This window comes from Streptomyces sp. NA04227 (genome assembly GCF_013364195.1).
In the GTDB taxonomy this organism is placed as follows: domain Bacteria; phylum Actinomycetota; class Actinomycetes; order Streptomycetales; family Streptomycetaceae; genus Streptomyces.
The window spans coordinates 206,632-227,456 of record NZ_CP054918.1; the positions used below are offsets into that span (position 1 = coordinate 206,632).

Annotated in this window: 3 protein-coding genes; all 3 read right to left on the reverse strand. The window is 72.8% G+C overall.

Annotated elements, in window-relative coordinates; genetic code table 11:
* Positions 1 to 28 precede the first annotated feature (28 nt).
* The 3 genes from HUT18_RS00805 to HUT18_RS00830 all read right to left on the reverse strand — a co-directional run bounded on the left by HUT18_RS00805 (position 29) and on the right by HUT18_RS00830 (position 20,791).
* Positions 29 to 4,324 (reverse strand): type I polyketide synthase, encoded by a 4,296-nt coding sequence (locus HUT18_RS00805; protein WP_176096857.1) that lies wholly within the window; start codon positions 4,322 to 4,324, stop codon positions 29 to 31.
* 106 nt (positions 4,325 to 4,430) lie between these two features.
* A complete protein-coding gene (locus tag HUT18_RS33460) occupies positions 4,431 to 15,785 on the reverse strand; it encodes a type I polyketide synthase (protein WP_254878367.1) in 11,355 nt (3,784 codons plus the stop codon).
* Positions 15,786 to 15,844: 59 nt separating this feature from the next.
* A complete protein-coding gene (locus HUT18_RS00830) occupies positions 15,845 to 20,791 on the reverse strand; it encodes a type I polyketide synthase (protein ID WP_176096859.1) in 4,947 nt (1,648 codons plus the stop codon).
* Between the last annotated feature and the right edge of the window lie 34 nt (positions 20,792 to 20,825).

Genomic DNA, 20,825 nt, shown 5'->3' on the forward strand with positions numbered 1-20,825 from the left:
TTGTGGATACGTGGCTGGAGGAGCAGGGTCAGGAAGCTCCCAATTCCTTGTCGATCAGGTCGAAGATCTCGTCGTCGGAGACCGAGTCCAGGGCGCCGGAGTCGAGGACGGAGCCCCGGCCGGTGCCGCCGGAGCCGTCGCGCCACTTCCACAGCAGCGCCTCCAGACGGCCGACGACCGCCTCGCGGTCCTCACCCTCGGGTTCGCTCGCGGCGAGCGCCGCCTCCAGTGCCTCGAACTCCCGGGCGCCGGGGCCGCTTTGGACGGTGACGGTGCCGAGCCGGTCGAGCAGGTGCTGCGCGAGCGCCAGCGGCGTGGGGTGGCTGAACACAAGAGTGGCGGGCAGGCTCAGACCGGTGGCGGCGGTGAGCCGGTTGCGCAGTTCGACGGCGGTCAGCGAGTCGAAACCGAGGTCGCGGAAGGCGCGTTCGGCCTCGACGGAGTCCGTCTCGCTGTGTCCGAGTACGGCGGCGACGCGACTGCGGACCAGGTCGGTCAGGGTGCGCTCCTGCTCCTCGGGTCCCATCGCGGCGAGCCGCGCCGTGAACGACTGCGCCTCGGCCGCGTCCTGGCCTGCCGCGGTGCGGCGCAGCGGCGTACGTACGGCTGTGTTCCCGGCGGAGCCGGTGCCCGCGGCCTCGGCGGCCGACGCCAGTTCCGCGGTCGGGACGAGCCGGGAGGCGAAGGAGCCGACCGTGGCCACCGGGGCGCCGGTCGCGTCCGCCACCACGAGGGCCACTTCCTCGGGGCCGACGGGCTTGAGGTGGACGCGGACCCGTCCGGCTCCGGCCGCGTGCAGCCGCAGACCGCTCCACGCGTGCGGCAGCCAGACCGTGCCGTCCTCCGCTTCCGGCCCGCTGACCGCGAGCGCGTGGAGCGCCGAGTCGAGCAGGGCCGGATGGAGGCCGTAGCGGCCTGCTTCGTCCTGCTGCTCCTCGGGCAGCACCACCTCGGCGAACACTCCGCCACCGTCGCCCGCGAGATAGACGTCGGCCAACCCCTGAAAGGCCGGCCCGTACCCGTACCCCTGCTGGTGAAGCCCCTCATAGAACCCGGCCAGGTCCACCCGCTCGGCGCCGGACGGCGGCCACGCGGTCAGCGCCTCACCCTCTGCGGGTGCCTCGGAACGCACGAGCCGCCCCTGTGCGTGCCGGGTCCAGGCGGCGGTGTCCCCGGCGTTCTCCGGCCGCCCGTGGACACTCACCGTCCGGCCGGACTCGCTCTCGGCACCCACCACGACCTGCACCTGTACGGCGCCGTCGTCGGGGATCAACAGGGGTGCGTCCAGGGCGAATTCGGCCAGCGTGTCGCATCCGGCCTCGTCGCCCGCGCGGACCGCGAGTTCGACGAAGGCACCGCCGGGCACCACCCGCGCGCCCGCGACGACATGGTCGGCGAGCCAGGGGTGGGTGCGCAGCGACAGCCGCCCGGTCAGCACCGTCAGGTCACCCTCGGCCAGCCGTACGGCCGCGCCCAGCATCGGGTGGTCCGTGACGCCGAGTCCGGCGGCACTGACGTCCGCCGCGGCGTTCGCACCCGTGTCCAGCCAGTAACGGGTGCGCTGGAAGGCGTACGTGGGCAGGTCGGCGCCGTTGGCCTCGTGACCGGCGTACACCCGGCCCCAGTCGACCGCGGCACCGTACGCCCACGCCTCGGCGAACGAGGCGAGCAACCGCCGCGAGCCGCCCTCGTCACGCCGCAACGTCCCGAGCGTCACCGCCGACGAGCCGACAGCGTCGACGCTCTCCTGGACTCCGACCGTCAGTACGGGGTGCGCGCTCGACTCCAGGAACACGGAGTGTCCGGATTCGAGCAACTGCCGTACGGCGCGCTCGAATTGGACCGTGTTGCGGAGGTTGGTGTACCAGTACTCGGCATCCAGCTCCGGGCCGGTTACGAACTCGCCCGTGACCGTGGACAGGAACGGAACCTCGGCCGCGCGCGGCTCAATACCCGCGAGGGCGTTGAGGACTTCGTCGCGGATCTGCTCCACCTGCGGGCCGTGCGAGGCGTAATCCACGTTGATACGGCGGGCACGGACCTCGTCCAGCTCGCAGGCCGACATGAGCTCGTCCAGGGCCTCGGGATCCCCCGAAACCACCGTGGACTGAGGGCCGTTGACCGAAGCGAGGGCCAGACGTTCACCCCAACCCGCAATACGCGTACGAACGTTCTCCGCAGAGTCAGCAACGGACACCATGCCGCCCTTACCCGCCAGCGCCAACAGCGCCTTCGCACGCAGAGCCGACACCTTCGCCGCGTCCTCCAACGACAACGCACCCGCCACCGCAGCCGCGGCGATCTCGCCCTGCGAGTGACCAATCACCACAGCAGGCACCACACCAGCCGCCCGCCACACCTCAGCAAGCGACACCATCACCGCCCACAACACCGGCTGAACAACATCCACCCGGTCAAAGCCCGGCGCACCCTCCACCTGCCGCAACACATCCGTCAGCGACCACTCCACAAACGGCTCAAGAGCCTTCGCGCACTCACCGAGCCGCGACGCGAACACCGGCGAGGAATCCAGGAGTTCGACCGCCATCCCCGCCCACTGCGACCCCTGCCCGGGGAAGACCAGTACCGCCTTGCCGCCGTTGTCGCGGCCCTGGAGGGCTCCGGCGGCGAGGTCGCCCTCGGCGAGGGACTTCAGGGCGTGGAGGGTGTCCTCGTGGCCGGGGGCGGTGACGGCGGCGCGGTGGTCGAAGGCGGAGCGGGTGGTGGCGAGGGCGACCGCGGTGGCGGACCGGTCGGGGTCGCCGGCGGTGGCGTAGGTCCGGAGGCGCTCGGCCTGGCCGCGCAGGGCTGCCGCCGACTTCGCGGAGAGCAGCCACGGCACGGCACCGTCGAGCCGGGCGAGGAGTGCCGGTTCGTCGGTGTCCTCGGGGGTGCGGGCGTCCGCCTCGGACGGGGTCGGGGCGGGAGCCGGGGCTTCTTCCAGGACGACGTGGGCGTTGGTGCCGCTGATGCCGAAGGCGGAGACTCCGGCGCGGCGCGGGTGGTCGGTGGTGGGCCAGTCGCGGGCCTCGGTGAGGAGTTCGACGTCTCCGGCGCTCCAGTCGATCTTCGGCGACGGTGCGTCGACGTGCAGGGTCTTGGGCAGCAGCCCGCCACGCATCGCCATGACCATCTTCATCACGCTGGCGACGCCCGAAGCGGCCGAGGTGTGGCCGATGTTGGACTTGAGCGAGCCGAGCCAGAGCGGCTGTCCGGCGGGACGGTTCTGCCCGTAGGTGGCGATGAGGGCCTGGGCCTCGATGGGGTCGCCGAGGGTGGTGCCGGTGCCGTGCGCCTCGACCGCGTCGATCTCGGCGGCGGGGACCCGGGCATTGGCGAGGGCCTGCCGGATGACGCGCATCTGGGAGGGGCCGTTCGGGGCGGTGAGTCCGTTGCTCGCGCCGTCCTGGTTGACGGCGCTGCCGCGCATCACGGCGAGGATGCGGCGTCCGGCGCGCTGGGCGTCGGAGAGGCGTTCGAGGACGACGATGCCCGCGCCCTCGGAGGGTCCGAAGCCGTCGGCCGCGGCGGCGAAGGCCTTGCAGCGGCCGTCGGGGGCGAGCGCGCGCTGGCGGCTGAACTCGATGAACCCGGCCTGGTTCGCCATGACGGTGACGCCGCCCGCGAGCGCGAGCGAGCATTCGCCGCTGCGCAGCGCCTGGGCGGCCAGGTGCATGGCGACCAGGGAGGACGAGCAGGCGGTGTCGATGGTGACGGCGGGGCCTTCGAGGCCCAGGGAGTAGGACAGGCGCCCGGACATGACACTGGCGAGGTTGCCGGTGCCGATGTAGCCCTCGACCTCTTCGGGCACCTCGGTCATGCCGCTCGTGTAGTCCATGGCGCTGAAGCCGACGAAGGTGCCGGTGGCGCTGCCGGCGAGGCTGTGCGGGTCGATGCCGGTGCGTTCGACGGCTTCCCAGCCGGTTTCGAGCAGCAGCCGCTGCTGCGGGTCCAGGGCCAGCGCCTCACGGGGCGAGATCCCGAAGAACTCGGCGTCGAACTCGTCGACGTCGTACAGGAAGGCGCCCTCGCGTACGTAGTTGCTGCCCGGGACGTCGGGGTCGGCGCTGTAGCGGGACTCGATGTCCCAGCCCCGGTTGGTGGGGAACTCGCCCACCGCGTCCCGGCCTTCGGCGAGGAGGTCCCACAGGGCTTCGGGGGTGTCGGCGTCGCCGGGGAAGCGGCAGGCCATGCCGACGATCGCGAGGGGCTCGTGCTCCGCCGCCTCGACGGCCTGCAAACGCTTGCGGGTCTGCTGCAGATCGGCCGTGGCCCGCTTCAGGTATTCGAGGAGCTTCTCTTCGTTGTTCGCGTGGTTCGCCATGGTCGAAATCTCCGTGGGGCCGCGTGCGGCGGAGGGCCGGTCCGGCCCGGCCGCCCTGCTGCGGGGCGGCCGGGCCGGTGCCGGCCGGTGGTCGGTTGTGGTCGGGTCAGGAGGTGCCGAGCTCTTTGTCGAGCAGGGCGAACATGTCGTCGGCCGAGGCCGCTTCCAGGTCGCCCTCCTCGGCGTCGGCCGCTGCCTCGGCGGGGTTCTGGCCCCAGGTCCACAGCAGCGCCTCCAGGCGCTTCTTGAGCTTGGTGCGGGTGTCGCTGTCCGGCTCGGCGGCGGCCAACGCCCCTTCCAGCCGGTCGAGTTCGTCGAGTACGGAGCCGACCGGCTGCGCGGAGTCCGGGAGCACGACGGTGCGCAGGTGCTGGGCGAGGGCGGTCGGGTTCGGGTAGTCGAAGACGAGCGTGGCGGGGAGCTTCAGACCGGTGGCGGCGCCGAGCCGGTCGCGCAGTTCGACGGCGGTCAGCGAGTCGAAGCCGAGGCCCTTGAAGGCCCGGGTCGGCTCGATGTCCCCGGCGGAGGCGTGACCGAGTACGGCGGCGACCTGGGTGCGTACCAGGTCGAGCAGGATCGACTCCCGCTCGGCCGCGGTGGCGGCGCCCAGTTGCTCCGCGAGCTTGGCCGCGGCACCGGAGGCGGGGCCGGACTCCTGCTCGGCGGCCCGGTCCGCGGCGAGCACCTTGCGCACCTCGGGCAGGCCGGTGATCAGGGGGCTGGGCCGACCGGAGGTGAAGCCGGGCACGAAGCGCTCCCAGTCCACGTCGGCGACGGCCCGGAACACCTCGTCGTGCTCGACGGCCTGCACCATGGCGGCGAGGGCGAGTTCGGGAGCCATCTCGATGACCCCGCGCTTGCGCATGTACTCCTCGACGCCCTCGCCCTCCATCATTCCGCCGCCGCCCCAGGCACCCCAGGCCAGCGAGGTGGCGGTACGGCCCCTGGCCCTGCGCCGAGCGGCGAAGGCGTCCAGGTAGGCGTTGCCGGGGGCGTAGCAGCTGTGCCTGCCGCTGCCCCAGACCCCGGAGTTGGAGGAGAACAGGACGAAGGCGTCGAGGTCGGTGTCGCCGAGCAGCTCGTCCAGGTGCTGAGCGCCGCGGATCTTGCCCTCGTTGACGCGGGCGTACTCCTCGGCCGAGGTCTCCCCGATCAGCGTGGTCTGGACAACGCCGACGGCGTGCACGACGGCCTTGAGCGGCTTGTCCGCCGGGATCGCCGCCAGGACCTCGGCGAGTTGCTCGCGCCGCGACACGTCGCAGGCGGCGACCGTGACCTCGGCACCCAACTCCCTAAGCTCCGCGGCGAGTTCGGCGGCACCGGGCGCCTCGGGGCCACGGCGGCTGGTGAGCACGAGGTGCTCGGCGCCGTGGGCGGCGAGCCAGCGTGCGACATGGGCGCCGACGCCACCGGTGCCGCCGGTCACCAGTGCGGTGCCCGAGGGCCGCCAGGTGCGGACGGGTTCGGTGTCCGCGAGGGTGGCGCGGGTGAGGCGGCGGCCGAGTGCTCCGGCGGTGCGCAGGGCGACCTGGTCCTCGTCGTCGAGTCCGGCCAGTACCCGTACGAGACGGTCGGCGGCGCGGGTGTCGAGTTCCTCGGGCAGGTCGATGAGGCCGCCCCAGTCGCGGGGCTGCTCCAGTGCGGCGACCCGGCCGAGGCCCCAGAGCTGGGCCTGTACCGGATCCGCGGGTCCGTCCGCGGCCGTCGACACCGCGCCACGGGTCAACGCCCAGAGCGGGGCGCCGAGTTCGGCGTCGGTGAGGGCCTGGAGAAGGACCAGGGTGCCGGTGACGGCGGGGCCCGCGTCAGGCGCTTCGGCGAAGAGCGTGACCACACCGGTCAGGTCCTCCCCCGCCGCTTCGGCGAGCGCCTCGGCCCAGGAGTCGCGGTCGGGCGCCGAGGGGTCGAGCCGGAGGGTGCGCAGTTCGGCGCCACGGTCGGTGAGCGCGTCGAGGACGGCCTGAATCCGGGCCGTCTCGGCGCTCTCGGCGGGCAGGACGGCCAGCCAGGTGCCGTCCAGCCCGGCCGGTCCGCTGTCCGGCAGCGGCGCCCATGTCACGTCGTAGCGCCAGGAGTCGACGGTGGTCCGCTCCTGCTGTCCGCGCCGCCAGGACGACAGTGCCGGAAGCAGTTCGCGCAGCGGCAGTCCGGCGTCCACGCCGACGGTTTCGGCGAGCGCGTCCAGGTCCTCGTTCTCGACGGCGGTCCAGAATCCGGCGGTCGGTTCCACGGCCGCCGGGGCGAGGGCGTCGGCGCCGCTCGACTCCAGCCAGTAGCGCTGCTGTTGGAAGGCGTAGGTCGGCAGGTCGACGCGCCGGGCGCCGCGTCCGGCGAGGACGGCGTTCCAGTCCACGGCCACGCCGCGCGTCCACAGGCCCGCGAGCGAGCTGTAGAAGCGGGCGAGCCCGCCTTCCTCGCGGCGCAGGGTGCCCTGCGCGACGATCTCCCGTCCGGCCCCTTCGGCGGTCTCGCCGATGCCGTACGTGAGTACCGGGTGGGCGCTCGACTCGACGAACACGTCGAACCCGTCCGCGAGCAGGGCCCGTACGACCGGTTCGAAGCTCACCGGGCGGCGGCAGTTCTCGTACCAGTACGCGGCGTCGAGTTCCTTGCCGGTGAGCACGTCGCCGGTCACCGTCGAGTACAACGGCACGCTGCCCTCACGCGGCTCCACGAACGCGAGCAGGTCGAGGATGCGGTCGTGCAGCGGGTCGACCTGGGCGCAGTGGGAGGCGACCGTGGAGCCGATCACCTTCGCCCGTACGCCCTCCGCCTCCAGTTCGGCGACCAGCTCTTCGAGGGCGGCGACCTCACCGGCGACCGTCACCGACCGCGGGCCGTTGTTGCCCGCGAGGGACAGGACCTCGCCGAACCGGGCGAGGCGCTCGGTCACTTCGGTCGCGGGCAGGGACACCGAGGCGACGGCGCCCTTGCCCACCAGTTCCTCGGCGAAGAGCTGCGAGCGCAGCACCACGATGCGGGTGGCGTCCTCGAGCGACAGCGCACCGGAGACGGCCGCGGCGGCGATCTCGCCCTGCGAGTGGCCGACCACCGCGTCCGGCACGACGCCGACCGCACGCCAGACGGCGGCCAGCGAGACCATCACGGTGAAGAGAACCGGCTGAAGCACCTCGATGCGCTCCAGCGACGGCGCGTCCTCGGCGCCGCGCAGGACGGCCTCCACCGACCAGTCGACATGCGCCTCGACGGCTGCGGCCACCTCGGCGAAGCGCTGCGCGAACACCGGGGAGGAGTCCAGGAGTTCGACCGCCATGCCCTCCCACTGCGAGCCCTGCCCCGGGAACACGAACACCGTCTTCCCGGACACGTCCACGGCGCCGGAGACGACGCTGCCCGACGGCATGCCCTCGGCCAGGTCGCCGAGTCCGCTCAGGGCGGTGTCGCGGCCGTCGAGGACGAGGACCGCGCGGTGGTCGAGCTGGGCGCGGGCGGTGGCCAGGGTGAAGCCGACGTCCGACAGGGACAGGTCCTTCTCGTCCGCGAGGTGCGCGGCGAGCCGTGCGGCCTGGGCCTGGAGGGCCGCGGGGTTCTTGCCGGACAGCGGCCAGGCGAGGGCCGGGGCGAGTACGTCGGCGACGGCGGGCTCGCGTCCCGGCTCCGGCTCACGGTCCTCGGCTACGGCGGTGTCGTCCGTGATCTGTTCCAGGATGACGTGGGCGTTGGTGCCGCTGATGCCGAACGAGGAGACGCCGATACGTCGGGCACGGCCCGTCTCGGGCCAGGCGATGTCCTCGGTGAGCAGTTCGACGGCGCCGGTGTCCCACTCGATGTGCCCGGAAGGCGCGTCGACGTGCAAGGTCCTCGGCAGCAGTCCGTGCCGTAGCGCCATGACGGACTTGATGACACCGGCGATGCCGGACACGGCCTGGGTGTGGCCGATGTTGGACTTCAGCGAGCCGAGCCACAGCGGCCGGTCCTCGCCCCGGCCCTGGCCGTAGGTGGCGAGCAGGGCGTGTGCCTCGATGGGGTCGCCGAGGCTGGTGCCGGTGCCGTGGGCTTCGACGGCGTCCACGTCCTGCGGCTGGAGGCGGGCATTGGCCAGCGCCTGCCGGATCACCCGCTGCTGCGAGGGACCGCTGGGCGCCGTAAGACCGTTGCTCGCGCCGTCCTGGTTGGTGGCCGAACCGCGGACGACGGCGAGCACCTGGTGCCCGTTGCGGCGCGCGTCGGAAAGCCGCTCCAGGAGCAGCACACCGAGACCCTCGGAGAAGCTGGTGCCGTCCGCGCCTTCGGCGAAGGCCTTGCAGCGGGCGTCGGGGGCGAGCGCGCGCTGCCGCCCGAACTCCATGAACTCCACCGGGGTCGACATCACGGCCACACCGCCCGCGACCGCCATCGAGCACTCGCCCTGCCGCAGCGCGTTGGTGGCCAGGTGCAGGGCGACCAGGCCGGACGAGCAGGCGGTGTCGACGGTGACCGCGGGGCCTTCCAGGCCGAAGGTGTACGCGACGCGGCCGGTGATCACGCTGTTGGACAGGCCGGTGCCGAAGTAGCCCTCGACACCGTCGGGGATCTCGGCCAGTTCGGTGGCGTAGCCGGAGGGCACCGCGCCGACGAAGACGCCGGTCCTGCTGCCGCGCAGTACGGCCGGGTCGATACCGGACCGTTCGAAGACCTGCCAGGTCCCTTCGAGGACGAGCCGCTGCTGCGGGTCCATGGCCAGCGCCTCGCGCGGCGAGATCCCGAAGAGTTCGGGGTCGAAGCGGCCCGCGTCGTGCAGGAATCCGCCCTCGCGCACATAGCTCTTGCCGGGGATGCCCGGCTCGGGGTCGTAGATGCCCTCCAGGTCCCAGCCGCGGTCGGTCGGGAAGGGGCCGATGGCGTCGCGGCCCTCGGTGACGAGCTGCCACAGGTTCTCCGGCGAGTCGGCCCCGTCGGGGAACCGGCAGGCCATGCCGACGATGACGACCGGGTCGTCCTCGGTGGCACCGGTCGGTGCCGACAGCGGCTCGGGCGCCGACTCCGGTGCGGCGCCCAGGAGTTCGGAGCCGATCTGCCGGGCGAGCGCGGCCGGTGTCGGGTGGTCGAAGACGACGGTCGCGGGCAGCCGCAGACCGGTGGCCGCGCCGAGCCGGTTGCGCAGTTCGACGGCGGTCAGCGAGTCGAAGCCGAGGTCCTTGAAGGCACGTTCGGCGCCGACCGCGCCCTGTCCGGAGTGGCCGAGGACTGCCGCGGCGTGGGTACGGACCAGGTCGAGCAGTGCCCGGTGGCGGTCGTCCGCGGTGAGTGAGGCCAGTCGGCGCGCGAAGGCGGAGCCGGAGCCCTCGCCGGCGGCCTGGGCGGTGCGGCGGCCGGGTGCCCGGACCAGCGAGCGGGCCAGGGCGGGCAGCGCGCCGGACGCGGCCATGGTGCGCAGGGCGGCGGGGTCCAGGTGGACCGGGGCGAGCAGGGGTTCGCCGGTGGCGTGGGCGGCGTCGAACAGGGCCATGCCCTCCTCGGCGCTGAAGGCGACCATGCCGGAGCGGGCCATCCGGGCCACGTCCTCTTCGCCGAGGTGCCCGGTCATGCCGCTGGCCTCGCCCCACAGGCCCCAGGCCAGGGAGGCCGCGGGCAGCCCGCGGGCGGCGCGGTGCTGGGCAAGGGCGTCCAGGAAGGCGTTGGCGGCCGCGTAGTTGCCCTGGGCCGGGCCGCCGATGACACCGGCCGCGGAGGAGAACAGCACGAAGGCGGTGAGGTCCAGGTCCGCGGTGAGCTCGTGCAGGTGCGCGGCGGCGTCCGACTTGGGCCGCATCACATGGGCGAGCCGTTCGGGGGTCAGTGAGGCGATCACGCCGTCGTCGAGCACACCGGCGGCGTGCACGACTGCCCGCAGCGGACGCTCGTCGGGTACGGCGGCCAGCAGGGCGGCGAGCTGCTCGCGGTCGGCCGCGTCGCAGGCGGCGACCTCTGCGGTGGCGCCCAACTCGGCCAGTTCCGCGGCGAGTTCGGATGCTCCCGGGGCGTCGGCGCCGCGACGGCTGGTCAGCAACAGGTGGCGTACGCCCCGTTCGCGGACCAGGTGCTTGGCGAGCAGGGCGCCGATGGTGCCGGTGCCACCGGTGATGAGCACCGTGCCCTCGGGGTCCCAGGCCTGCGGCATGGTGAGGACGAGCTTGCCGGTGTGCCGGGCCTGCGCCATGAACCGGAACGCCTCGCCCGCGCGGCGTACGTCCCAGCCGCGCACGGGCAGCGGTGCGAGCGCGCCGGACTCGAAAAGCGGCAGCAGCTCGGCGAGGATCGCGGCGATCCGGTCCGGCCCCGCCTCGAGGAGGTCGAAGGCCCGGTAGGTGACGCCCTCGTGGGCGGCGGCCACGGCCGCGGCCTCGCGGATGTCGGTCTTGCCCATGTCGATGAAGCGTCCGCCGCCGGGCAGCAACCGCAGGGAGGCATCGGTGAGTTCACCGCTCAGCGAGTTCAGTACGACATCGAGGCCGCCCGCCGGTGCGAAGTGCCCCTCGAAGGAGGCGTCGCGGGAGGAGCCGATGTGCGCGGCGTCGAGCCCGGCCGCGCGCAACGCCTGCCACTTGCCCTCGCTCGCCGTGCCGAAGACCTCGGCGCCGAGGTGCCGGGCGAGGCGGACCGCGGCGGTGCCGACACCACCGGCCGCCGCGTGGACGAGCACCTTCTCGCCGGAGGTGAGCCCCGCCAGGTCGACTAGGGCGTAGTACGCGGTGAGGTAGGCGGTGGTGGCCGAGGCGGCCTGTTCGAAGGTCCAGCCCTCGGGCACCTTGGCGACCAGGCGCCGGTCGACGGTGGTACGCGGGCCGAACGCACCCGGCACGGGGCCCATGACCCGGTCGCCGACGGCCAGGTCGGTGACCCCCGGCCCGGTCTCCACGACCACGCCCGCGCCCTCGTTGCCCATGGTGGCCTCGCCCGGGTACATGCCGAGCGCGATCATCACGTCACGGAAGTTCAGCCCGGCCGCGCGCACCGCGATCCTGATCTCGCCCTCGCCGAGCGGGAGTTCGGCGACAGGAGCCAGGGACAGGTCGTCGGGCGTGCCCGAACGGCCCGGCAGCAGACGCCAGTTGTCGCCGTCCGGCAGTGCCAGGGTCGCGCGCTCGCGGCTGAGCCGGGGCACCAGGACCCCGCCCTCGCGCAGCGCCGCCTGCGGCTCGCCCTGCTGCTCGGCAAGGGCGACGGCACGCGGCAGCAGAGCGGCGGCCTCGGCCCCATCGGGGCCGGACTCAAGGCCGGGGTCGAGGTCGACGAGCAGGATCCGGCCCGGGTTCTCGGCCTGCGCGGAGCGCACCAGACCCCACAGCGGGGCGTGCACCAGGTCGGTGACGTCGTCCCCGGTGCGTACGGAGACGGCGCCCCGCGTGACGACGACGAGCTTGCTGTGCTCCAGACGGCTGTCGCCGAGCCAGTCCCGCAGCACCACGAGGAAGTCGGCGGTGGCGCGCTGTACGTCCTCGGCGAAAGAGCCGCCGCGCACGGCCGGGCCGACGGGGGCGATGACGACCTCGGGTGCGGGCAGTCCCGCGTCGACGGTGTCGCCGAGCACGGCCACCTCATCGAATATCTGCGGGAAGTGCCCCAACTGCTCGAAGTCGGCGGCGACTTCGAGCCGGTCCTCGCCGAGCAGTACCCAGTTCGCCACGGACGGCGCCTCGGTCTCGCCGGTGGCCTCCTGCCAGACGAGCCGGAACAGCGAGTCGTCCTGCGGCCTCGCCGCCGCGCCGAGCCGCGCGGTCTCCACGGCACGGGAGACCAGCGAGGAGACGGAGGCGACGGGCTGCCCGGCGCTGTCGGCGATCTCAAGGGCGACTCCGGCCTCGGCACCGTCCCCGGCCGAGGTGATCCGCACCCGCAGGGTGGTGGCACCGACGGCGTGCAGCGTGACGCCGTTCCAGGCGAACGGCAGCCGCACTCCCCCGCCCTCGCCGTGTGCGGCGGAGACCAGGCCCGCGTGCAGGGCGGCGTCGAGCAGCGCCGGATGCAGCCCGAAGCGGGCCGCCTCGTCGTGGTGGTCGGGGTCGAGGGCGACCTCGGCGAAGACCTCCGCACCGGAGGCGTCGCGCCATACGGAGGTCAGTCCGCGGAAGGCGGCCCCGTACTCGTAACCGGCTCCGGCGAGCTTCTCGTAGAAACCGTCGAGCGAGACCGCCTCCACGCCGGGCGGCGGCCAGGCGCTCAGGTCGAAGGCGGCCTTGCTGCGGGCGGAGCCGAGCAGGCCGGTGGCGTGCCGGGTCCAGACCGTCCGCTCGTCGGCGTCCTCGGGCGCCGAGTACAGGGCCACCGGACGCCGCCCGTCGCCCTCGGCGGCGCCGACCACCAGTTGCAGCCGTACCGCCCCGTCCTCGGGCAGGATCAGCGGCGCTTCCAGGGTGAGCTCTTCGAGCGTGTCGCAACCGACCTCGTCCCCGGCGCGAACCGCCAGTTCCACAAAGGCCGTTCCGGGCAGCAGCACCGTTCCGCTCACCGCGTGGTCGGCGAGCCAGGGGTGGGTGCGCAGCGAGAGTCGTCCGGTCAGCACGGTCTGGTCGCCCTCGGCCAGCCGTACGGTCGCACCGAGCAGCGGGTGGTCCGCGGAGCCCAGCCCGGCCGCGGCGACGTCACCGGCGCCGGAAGCGGCGACCTCCAGCCAGTAGCGCTGGCGGTGGAAGGCGTACGTGGGCAGGCTGACGGTGCTCGCGTCGGCGGAGGCCGGGCGCACGGTGTCCCAGTTGACGGGTGCGCCGTGGGTCCATGCCTCGGCGAAGGAGGCGAGCAGACGCTGCGGACCGCCCTCGTCACGGCGCAGGGTGCCGAGCGTGACGGCGGGCGAGCCGACCGCGTCGATGGTTTCCTGCACGCCGACTGTCAGTACGGGGTGTGCGCTCGACTCGATGAACGCACCGTGGCCACGCTCAAGCAACTGCCTTACAGCGCCCTCGAACTGGACCGTGTTGCGGAGGTTGGTGTACCAGTACTCGGCGTCCAGCTCCGTACCGATTACGAACTCGCCGGTGACCGTGGACAGGAACGGAACCTCGACCCCGCGCGGCTCAATACCCTTGAGGGCGTTGAGGACTTCGTCGCGGATCTGCTCCACCTGCGGGCCGTGTGAGGCATAGTCCACGTTGATGCGGCGGGCACGGACCTCGTCCTTCTCGCACGCCGACATGAGCTCATCCAGCGCTTCCGGGGCACCCGAAACCACCGTGGACTGGGGGCCGTTGACCGACGCGAGTGCGAGCCGATCGCCCCAACTCGCAATACGCGTGCGAACGTTCTCCGCCGCGTCGGCAACGGACACCATGCCGCCCTTACCCGCGAGCGCCAGCAGCGCCTTCGCGCGAAGAGCCGACACCTTCGCCGCGTCCTCCAACGTCAACGCGCCCGCGACAGCAGCAGCGGCAATCTCCCCCTGCGAGTGACCGATCACCGCAGCAGGCACCACACCAGCCGCCCGCCACACCTCAGCAAGCGACACCATCACCGCCCACAACACCGGCTGGACGACGTCCACCCGGTCAAAGCCCGGCGCACCCTCCACCTGCCGCAGCACATCAACGAGCGACCACTCCACGAACGGCTCAAGCGCCTTCGCACACTCACCCAACCGAGAGGCGAACACCGGTGAAGAATCCAGCAGTTCGACCGCCATACCGGCCCACTGCGACCCCTGCCCCGGGAAGACGAACACCGCACGATCGGCACCCTTGACGACGGCGCCTTCGACGGCGCCCGCGGAAGGCGCGCCCTCGGCAAGGGAGTTGAGCTGGGCGACGTAGCCGTCGCGGTCCTCGGCGAGGACGACGCCCCGGCTCTCCAGGGCGGCGCGGGTGAGGGTAAGGGCGGCGGCGACATCGGCGGGGCGCAGGTCGTGCTCCGCCTCCGCGAACTCGCGCAACCGTGCGGCCTGTCCGCGCAGGGCGTCGGGAAGCTTGGCGGAGACCGTCCACGGGACGAGGGAACTGGTGACCGCGACCGGTACGGCCTCGGCGGTGACCACCTCGGCCTCCGTGCCCTGCCCGTCACCGGCGTCCTTGCCGCCCTTGTCCGCGGCGGCCCGGCCCTTGTCGCCGTCCTTGCCGCCGTCCTTCGCCCCGCCGTCCTTCACCCCGGCGTCCTCGGTGGCGGTCGGGACGTACTGCTCCAGGACGATGTGGGCGTTGGTGCCGCTGATGCCGAACGAGGAGACGGCGGCGCGGCGGGGCCGGTCGTCGGGGGTGGTCCAGTCGGTGGCCTCGGTGAGGAGTGCGACGTCGCCGGAGGTCCAGTCGATGTGCGGCGAGGGCTCCTGGGCGTGCAGCGACTTGGGCAGGACGCCGTGCCGCATCGCCATGACCATCTTGATGACACCGGCGAGGCCGGAAGCGGCCTGGGTGTGGCCGATGTTGGACTTCACCGAGCCGAGACGCAGCGGCTCGGCGCCGTTCCTGCCCTGGCCGTACGTGGCGAGCAGGGCGCCCGCCTCGATCGGGTCGCCGAGGGCGGTGCCGGTGCCGTGCGCCTCGACGACGTCCACGTCCTGCGTGGTCAGGCGGGCGTTGGCCAGCGCCTGCTTGATGACGCGCTGCTGGGCGGGGCCGTTCGGGGCGGTGAGCCCGTTGCTCGCGCCGTCCTGGTTGGTGGCCGAGCCACGGATGACGCCGAGGACGCGGTGGCCCTTGGCCTCGGCGTCGGAGAGCTTCATGACGAGGAGCATGGCCGCGCCCTCGGCGAGGGCCATGCCGTCCGCGTCGGCGGAGAACGCCTTGCAGCGCGCGTCGGCGGCCATGCCGCGCTGCTCGCTGTAGCCGATGAACTCCAGCGGCGTGGACATCACGGTCACACCGCCGACGAGCGCCATGGAGCACTCGTCCGTACGCAGTGCCTGGGCGGCCATGTGCAGGGCGACCAGGCCGGAGGAGCAGGCGGTGTCCACGGAGACCGCCGGACCTTCGAGGCCGAAGGTGTAGGCGATGCGGCCGGAGACGACGGCGGAGGCGCTGCCGGTGGTGAGGTGGCCCTCGTAGCCCTCGGGGATCTCGGGCAGCGACCAGCAGTAGTCGAGGTTGTAGCAGCCGACGAAGGTGCCGGTGCGGCTGCCGCGCGCCGACTGCGGGTTGATCCCGGCGCGCTCGAAGGCCTCCCAGGCGGTTTCCAGTACGAGCCGCTGCTGCGGGTCCATCGCCATGGCCTCGCGGGGCGAGATACCGAAGACGGACGGGTCGAACTCGCCCGCGTCGTAAAGGAATCCGCCCTCACGGACATAGGTGCGGCCGGAGCGCTCGGGGTCCGGGTCGTAGATCGCGTCGAGGTCCCAGCCGCGGTCGGCGGGGAACGGGCCGATGGCGTCGCCGCCCTCCGAGACGAGCTGCCACAGCTCCTCGGGCGAGCCGACGCCGCCGGGGAAGCGGCAGGCCATGCCGACGATCGCCAGCGGCTCGTGTCCGGCGTCCTCGACTTCCCTGAGGCGGCGGCGCGTGTCGTGCAGATCGGCCGTGACCCACTTCAGGTAATCGCGGAGCGTCTCTTCTTTCGCCATGGGGGACCTCTCGAAATTCTCAGTGGGAACTGCTGACCGATCCGGAACCGACGCCCTGCCTACTCGGGCCGTCCGAATTCCTCTCGGATGAAGGCGAAGATCTCTTCGTCGGAAGCCGAGTCGAGCTTTCCGCTCACCGACTCCTCGTCGGAGGCGGCCTGGGCCTCCTTGAGCCGGGACAGGAGGCCCTCCAGGCGCCGGGTCAGGCTCTTGCGCTCGTCCTTGTCCAGTGCGACGGACAGCAGGTCCGACTCAAGCCGGTCGAGCCCCGAGCGCACCGTTTCGGCGGTGGCCTCGTGCCGTTCGGTGACGAGGAGGTGATCGCGTACGTAGCCCGCCATCGCCACGGGCGTCGGGTAGTCGAAGACGAGGGTGGCGGGCAGGGTCAGACCGGTGGCCGCGCCCAGGCCGTTGCGCAGGCCGACCGCGGTCAGGGAGTCGAACCCGAGGTCCTTGAAGGCCCGTTCGGGGTCGACGGAGTCGGCAGAGGCGTGCCCGAGCACGGCCGCGGCGTGGGCGCACACCAGGTCGCTGAGCAGGCGGTCCTGCTCGGTGGCGGACAGGCCGGCGAGTTTGTCGCGCAGCGCGTCCGCGGCGGCCGAGGAGTCCGGGCCGGCAACTGTGTCGGTCTGCTCGCCGCCGAGGCCGCGCGCCTCGGGGAGGCCGGAGAGCAGGGCCGAGGGCCGGGCGGAGGTGAACAGGGGCAGGAAGCGCGGCCAGTCGACATCGGCGACGGCGATCGCGGTCTCGGACCGGCCGAGGGCAAGACGCAGGGCCTGCCAGGCGGTGTCCGGGTCGAGCAGCGGCAGCCCCCGGTCGGCGGAGCGGGTCTGGAGCTCCCGCGCCTCCTCGGGGTTGGTCTCGGCGTCGAACAGGTCCCACACGCCCCAGGCCACGGCGGTGGCAGCCAGGCCACGCGCGCGGCGGCGGGCCGCGAGCGCGTCCAGCTCGGCGTTGGCGGCGGCGAAGGCCGCATGCTCCCCGCCGCCCCAATAGGAGGTCACCGACGCGTACAGCACGAAGGCGTCCAGTTCCTCGCCGAAGGCCTCGTCCAGGGCATACGCGGAGGCCACCTTGGCTGTGTGAACGGCGGCAAGGTGCTCGGCGGTGGTGTCGCCGAGAGGCGCGAGGTCGACCCTGGTGGCCGCGTGGAAGACGGCGCGTACCGGTGCCCCGGCCTGTGCGGCGCGCTCGGCGGCGGCCCGCAGCACCGCGGCGTCGATGCCGTCCCAGACCAGCAGCTGCGCGTGTACGTCCGAGTCCGCCAACTCGGCGACCAGCGCGGCCGGTTCGGCCTCGCCCGGGGCCACCGTGAGCAGCAGACGCCGGGCGCCGGAGGCCGCGAGCAGCCGCGCGGTACGGGTGCCGACCGGCTCGGTGGCGCCGGTGACCAGTACGGTCCCGCTCGGCTCCCAGAGGGACACCTCGCCGCCGGGCAGCGGGGAACGGGCCAGCCTGCGTACGTACGAACCCTGGGCCCGTACGGCGAGCTGGTCCTCCTCGCCCGCGCCGAGCGCGGCGGCCAGCCGGGACGCCGTACGGTCGTCCGCCTCCACCGGCAGATCGATCAACCCGCCCCAGAGGCCCGGGTGTTCCAGCGCGGCCACCAGGCCGAGCCCCCACGTCTGCGCCTGTTCGGGGTTCACCGGAGCCTCGTCGGCAACCGCGACCGCACCCCGGGTGACGCTCCACAGCCGGGCCTCGAACTCCGCGTCGTGCAGGGCCTGGACCAGGACAAGGGTCGCGGCGGGCCCACCGTGCGCGTCGGTCGCGTCCGCACTCTCGGCGGTGGGCAGCAGCGACAGCACCCCGGCGAAGGGGCCGTCCTCCACCTCGATCCCGATCAACTGCCGTGCCAGTTCGGCCCGTTCGGCACCGACGGCCACGGTCAGCGCCTGTATCTGTGCGCCGTGCTCGGTCAGCGCCGTCTCGGCGGTCTCTCGTACGGAGTCGTCGACGCCCGGCGAGGTGACAAGGAGCCAGGTCCCGTCGAGCGCGGGCGGCGTGCTGTCGGCCAGGTGCTGCCAGTCGATCCGGTAGCGCCAGGTGTCGAGTTCACCGCGCTCCCGACGGCGCCGCCGCCAGGAGGAGAGCGCCGGAAGCAGTTCCGCCAGCGGCTGCGGGTCGTCGAGTTCCAGCGAACTGGACAGCGCCTCGACATCGGCGCTCTCCACCGACTCCCAGAACTCCGCCTCGACGGCATCGACCGTGCCGGACGCGCCCGTCGCAGTCGCGCCGTGCAACCAGTACGTGCGGCGCTGGAAGGCGTAGGTCGGCAGGTCCTTCGCCGGGGCGACCGAACTTCCGGCCGTCGCAGTCCAGTTGACGGGGGCGCCGTGGGTCCATGCCTCGGCGAAGGAGGCGAGGAGGCGTTGCGGGCCGCCCTCGTCGCGGCGCAGGGTGCCGAGCGTGACAGCGGGCGAGCCGACAGCGTCGATGGTCTCCTGAACTCCGACCGTCAGTACGGGGTGCGCGCTCGACTCCAGGAACACGGAGTGCCCGGATTCGAGCAACTGCCGTACGGTGCGCTCGAATTGGACCGTGTTGCGGAGGTTGGTGTACCAGTACTCAGCGTCCAACTCCGAGCCGGTTACGAACTCGCCGGTGACCGTGGACAGGAACGGAACCTCGGCCGCGCGCGGGTCAATACCCTTGAGGGCGTTGAGGACTTCGTCGCGGATCTGCTCGACCTGCGGGCCGTGCGAGGCGTAATCCACGTTGATACGGCGGGCACGGACCTCGTCCTGCTCGCAGGCCGACATGAGCTCGTCCAGGGCCTCGGGATCACCCGAAACCACCGTGGACTGAGGACCGTTGACCGAAGCGAGGGCCAGACGTTCACCCCACCCGGCGATGCGCGTACGAACGTTCTCCGCAGAGTCGGCAACGGACACCATGCCGCCCTTGCCCGCGAGCGCCAACAGCGCCTTCGCCCGAAGAGCCGACACCTTCGCCGCGTCGTCCAACGACAACGCACCCGCGACAGCAGCAGCGGCGATCTCGCCCTGCGAGTGACCAATCACCGCAGCAGGGACCACACCAGCCGCCCGCCATACCTCAGCCAGCGACACCATCACCGCCCACAACACCGGCTGGACGACGTCCACCCGGTCAAAGCCCGGCGCACCCTCCACCTGCCGCAACACATCCGTCAGCGACCACTCCACAAACGGCTCAAGAGCCTTCGCGCACTCACCGAGCCGCGACGCGAACACCGGCGAGGAATCCAGGAGTTCGACCGCCATCCCCGCCCACTGCGACCCCTGCCCAGGGAACACGAACACCGCACGATCGGCACCCGTGATCACCGAGGACTCGACCGTGTGCGCGGCCGGGAGGCCGTCGGCGAGGGCGGAGAGTCCGGTGAGCAGGCTGTCGCGGTCCTGGCCGAGGACGACGGCGCGACGTTCCAGGCCGGCGCGGGTGGTGGCGAGGGCGAGGGCCGCGTCCGCCGGAGCGGTGGCCGTGGTGGACGCGTAGTCGTGCAGGGAGCGGGCCTGGCCGCGCAGGCCCTCGGGGGTGCGGCCGGAGAGGACCCAGGGCAGGGCCGTGCCGGTCAGGGCGGTGGCGGCGGGCTCAGGGGTGGTTGCCCCGGCGGCGTCGGCGGACTCGTCGGCCTCGGGAGCGGCCTGCACCAGCACGTGCGCGTTGGTGCCGCTCGCGCCGAAGGAGGAGACCGCCGCCGTACGGGGCCGCTCGGCCTCGTCTGCCCAGGGGCGTTCCTCGGTGAGCAGTTCGACGGCGCGCGAGGACCAGTCGACCTCGTGCGTGGGCTCGTCGATGTGCAGCGACTTGGGCAGGACGCCCTCGCGTACGGCCATCACTGCCTTGATGACGCCCGCGACGCCCGCCGCGGCGGCGGAGTGTCCGATGTTCGACTTGATCGAGCCGAGCCACAGCGGGCGGCCCTCGGGCCGGGCGGCACCGTAGGTGGCGATGAGGGCCTGGGCCTCGATGGGGTCGCCGAGGGTGGTGCCGGTGCCGTGCGCCTCGACGAGGTCGACCTCATGGGAGGACAGGCGTGCGTTGGCCAGGGCCTGTTCGATGACCCGCTGTTGCGAGGGGCCGTTGGGTGCGGTGAGGCCGTTGCTCGCGCCGTCCTGGTTGATGGCGGAGCCCCGTACGACGGCGAGGACCTGGTGGCCGTTGCGGCGAGCGTCGGAGAGGCGCTCCAGGAGGAGTACGCCGACGCCCTCGGACCAGCCGGTGCCGTCGGCCGCGGCGGCGAAGGGCTTGCAGCGGCCGTCCGGGGAGAGCCCGCGCTGGCGGCTGAACTCGATGTACACGTCCGGGGTCGACATGATCTGCGAGCCGCCCGCGAGCGCGAGCGCGCACTCCTTCTGGCGCAGCGCCTGCACGGCCAGGTGCAGGGCGACCAGCGAGGAGGAGCACATGGTGTCCAGGGAGACCGCGGGGCCCTCGAGACCGTAGGTGTACGAGAGGCGGCCGGAGGCGACGGCGGTCGCGATGCCGGTCATCAGGTGGCCCTCGACGTTCTCGGCGGCGCCCTCGCGCTCGCTGCCGTAGCCCGTGTACGTGGTGCCGACGAACACTCCGGTGCGGCTGCCGGAGACGGCGGTCGGGTCGACGCCCGCGCGTTCGAAGGCCTCCCAGGAGGTCTCCAGGAGCAGCCGCTGCTGCGGGTCCATGGCCAGGGCCTCGCGCGGGGAGATGCCGAAGAATTCCGCGTCGAAGTCGCCCGCGTCGTGGACGAAGCCGCCCTCGCGCACATAGCTGGTGCCGAGCCGGTCGGGGTCGGCGTCGTAGAGGGAGGCCAGGTCCCAGCCGCGGTTGACGGGGAAGCCGCTGACCGCGTCCCGGCCCTCACGGACGAGCTGCCACAGGTCCTCGGGCGAGCGGACGCCGCCGGGGTAGCGGCAGGCCATGGAGACGACGGCGATCGGCTCGGGCTCCCCCGCCTCGGCCTCGCGCAGCTTCTGCCGGGCCTGGCGAAGCTCGGCCGTCACCCACTTGAGGTGATCGAGAAGCTTCTGTTCGTTGTCCATCTCGCGAGGGCTCCTTGGAAGGCGTACTGGGGCG

Bases quoted from the DNA above. Each gene is read 5' to 3' on its own strand.
- HUT18_RS33460 (WP_254878367.1), bottom strand. From the start codon at position 15,785: ATGGCGAAAGAAGAGACGCTCCGCGATTACCTGAAGTGGGTCACGGCC.
- HUT18_RS00830 (WP_176096859.1), bottom strand. From the start codon at position 20,791: ATGGACAACGAACAGAAGCTTCTCGATCACCTCAAGTGGGTGACGGCC.
- HUT18_RS00805 (WP_176096857.1), bottom strand. From the start codon at position 4,324: ATGGCGAACCACGCGAACAACGAAGAGAAGCTCCTCGAATACCTGAAG.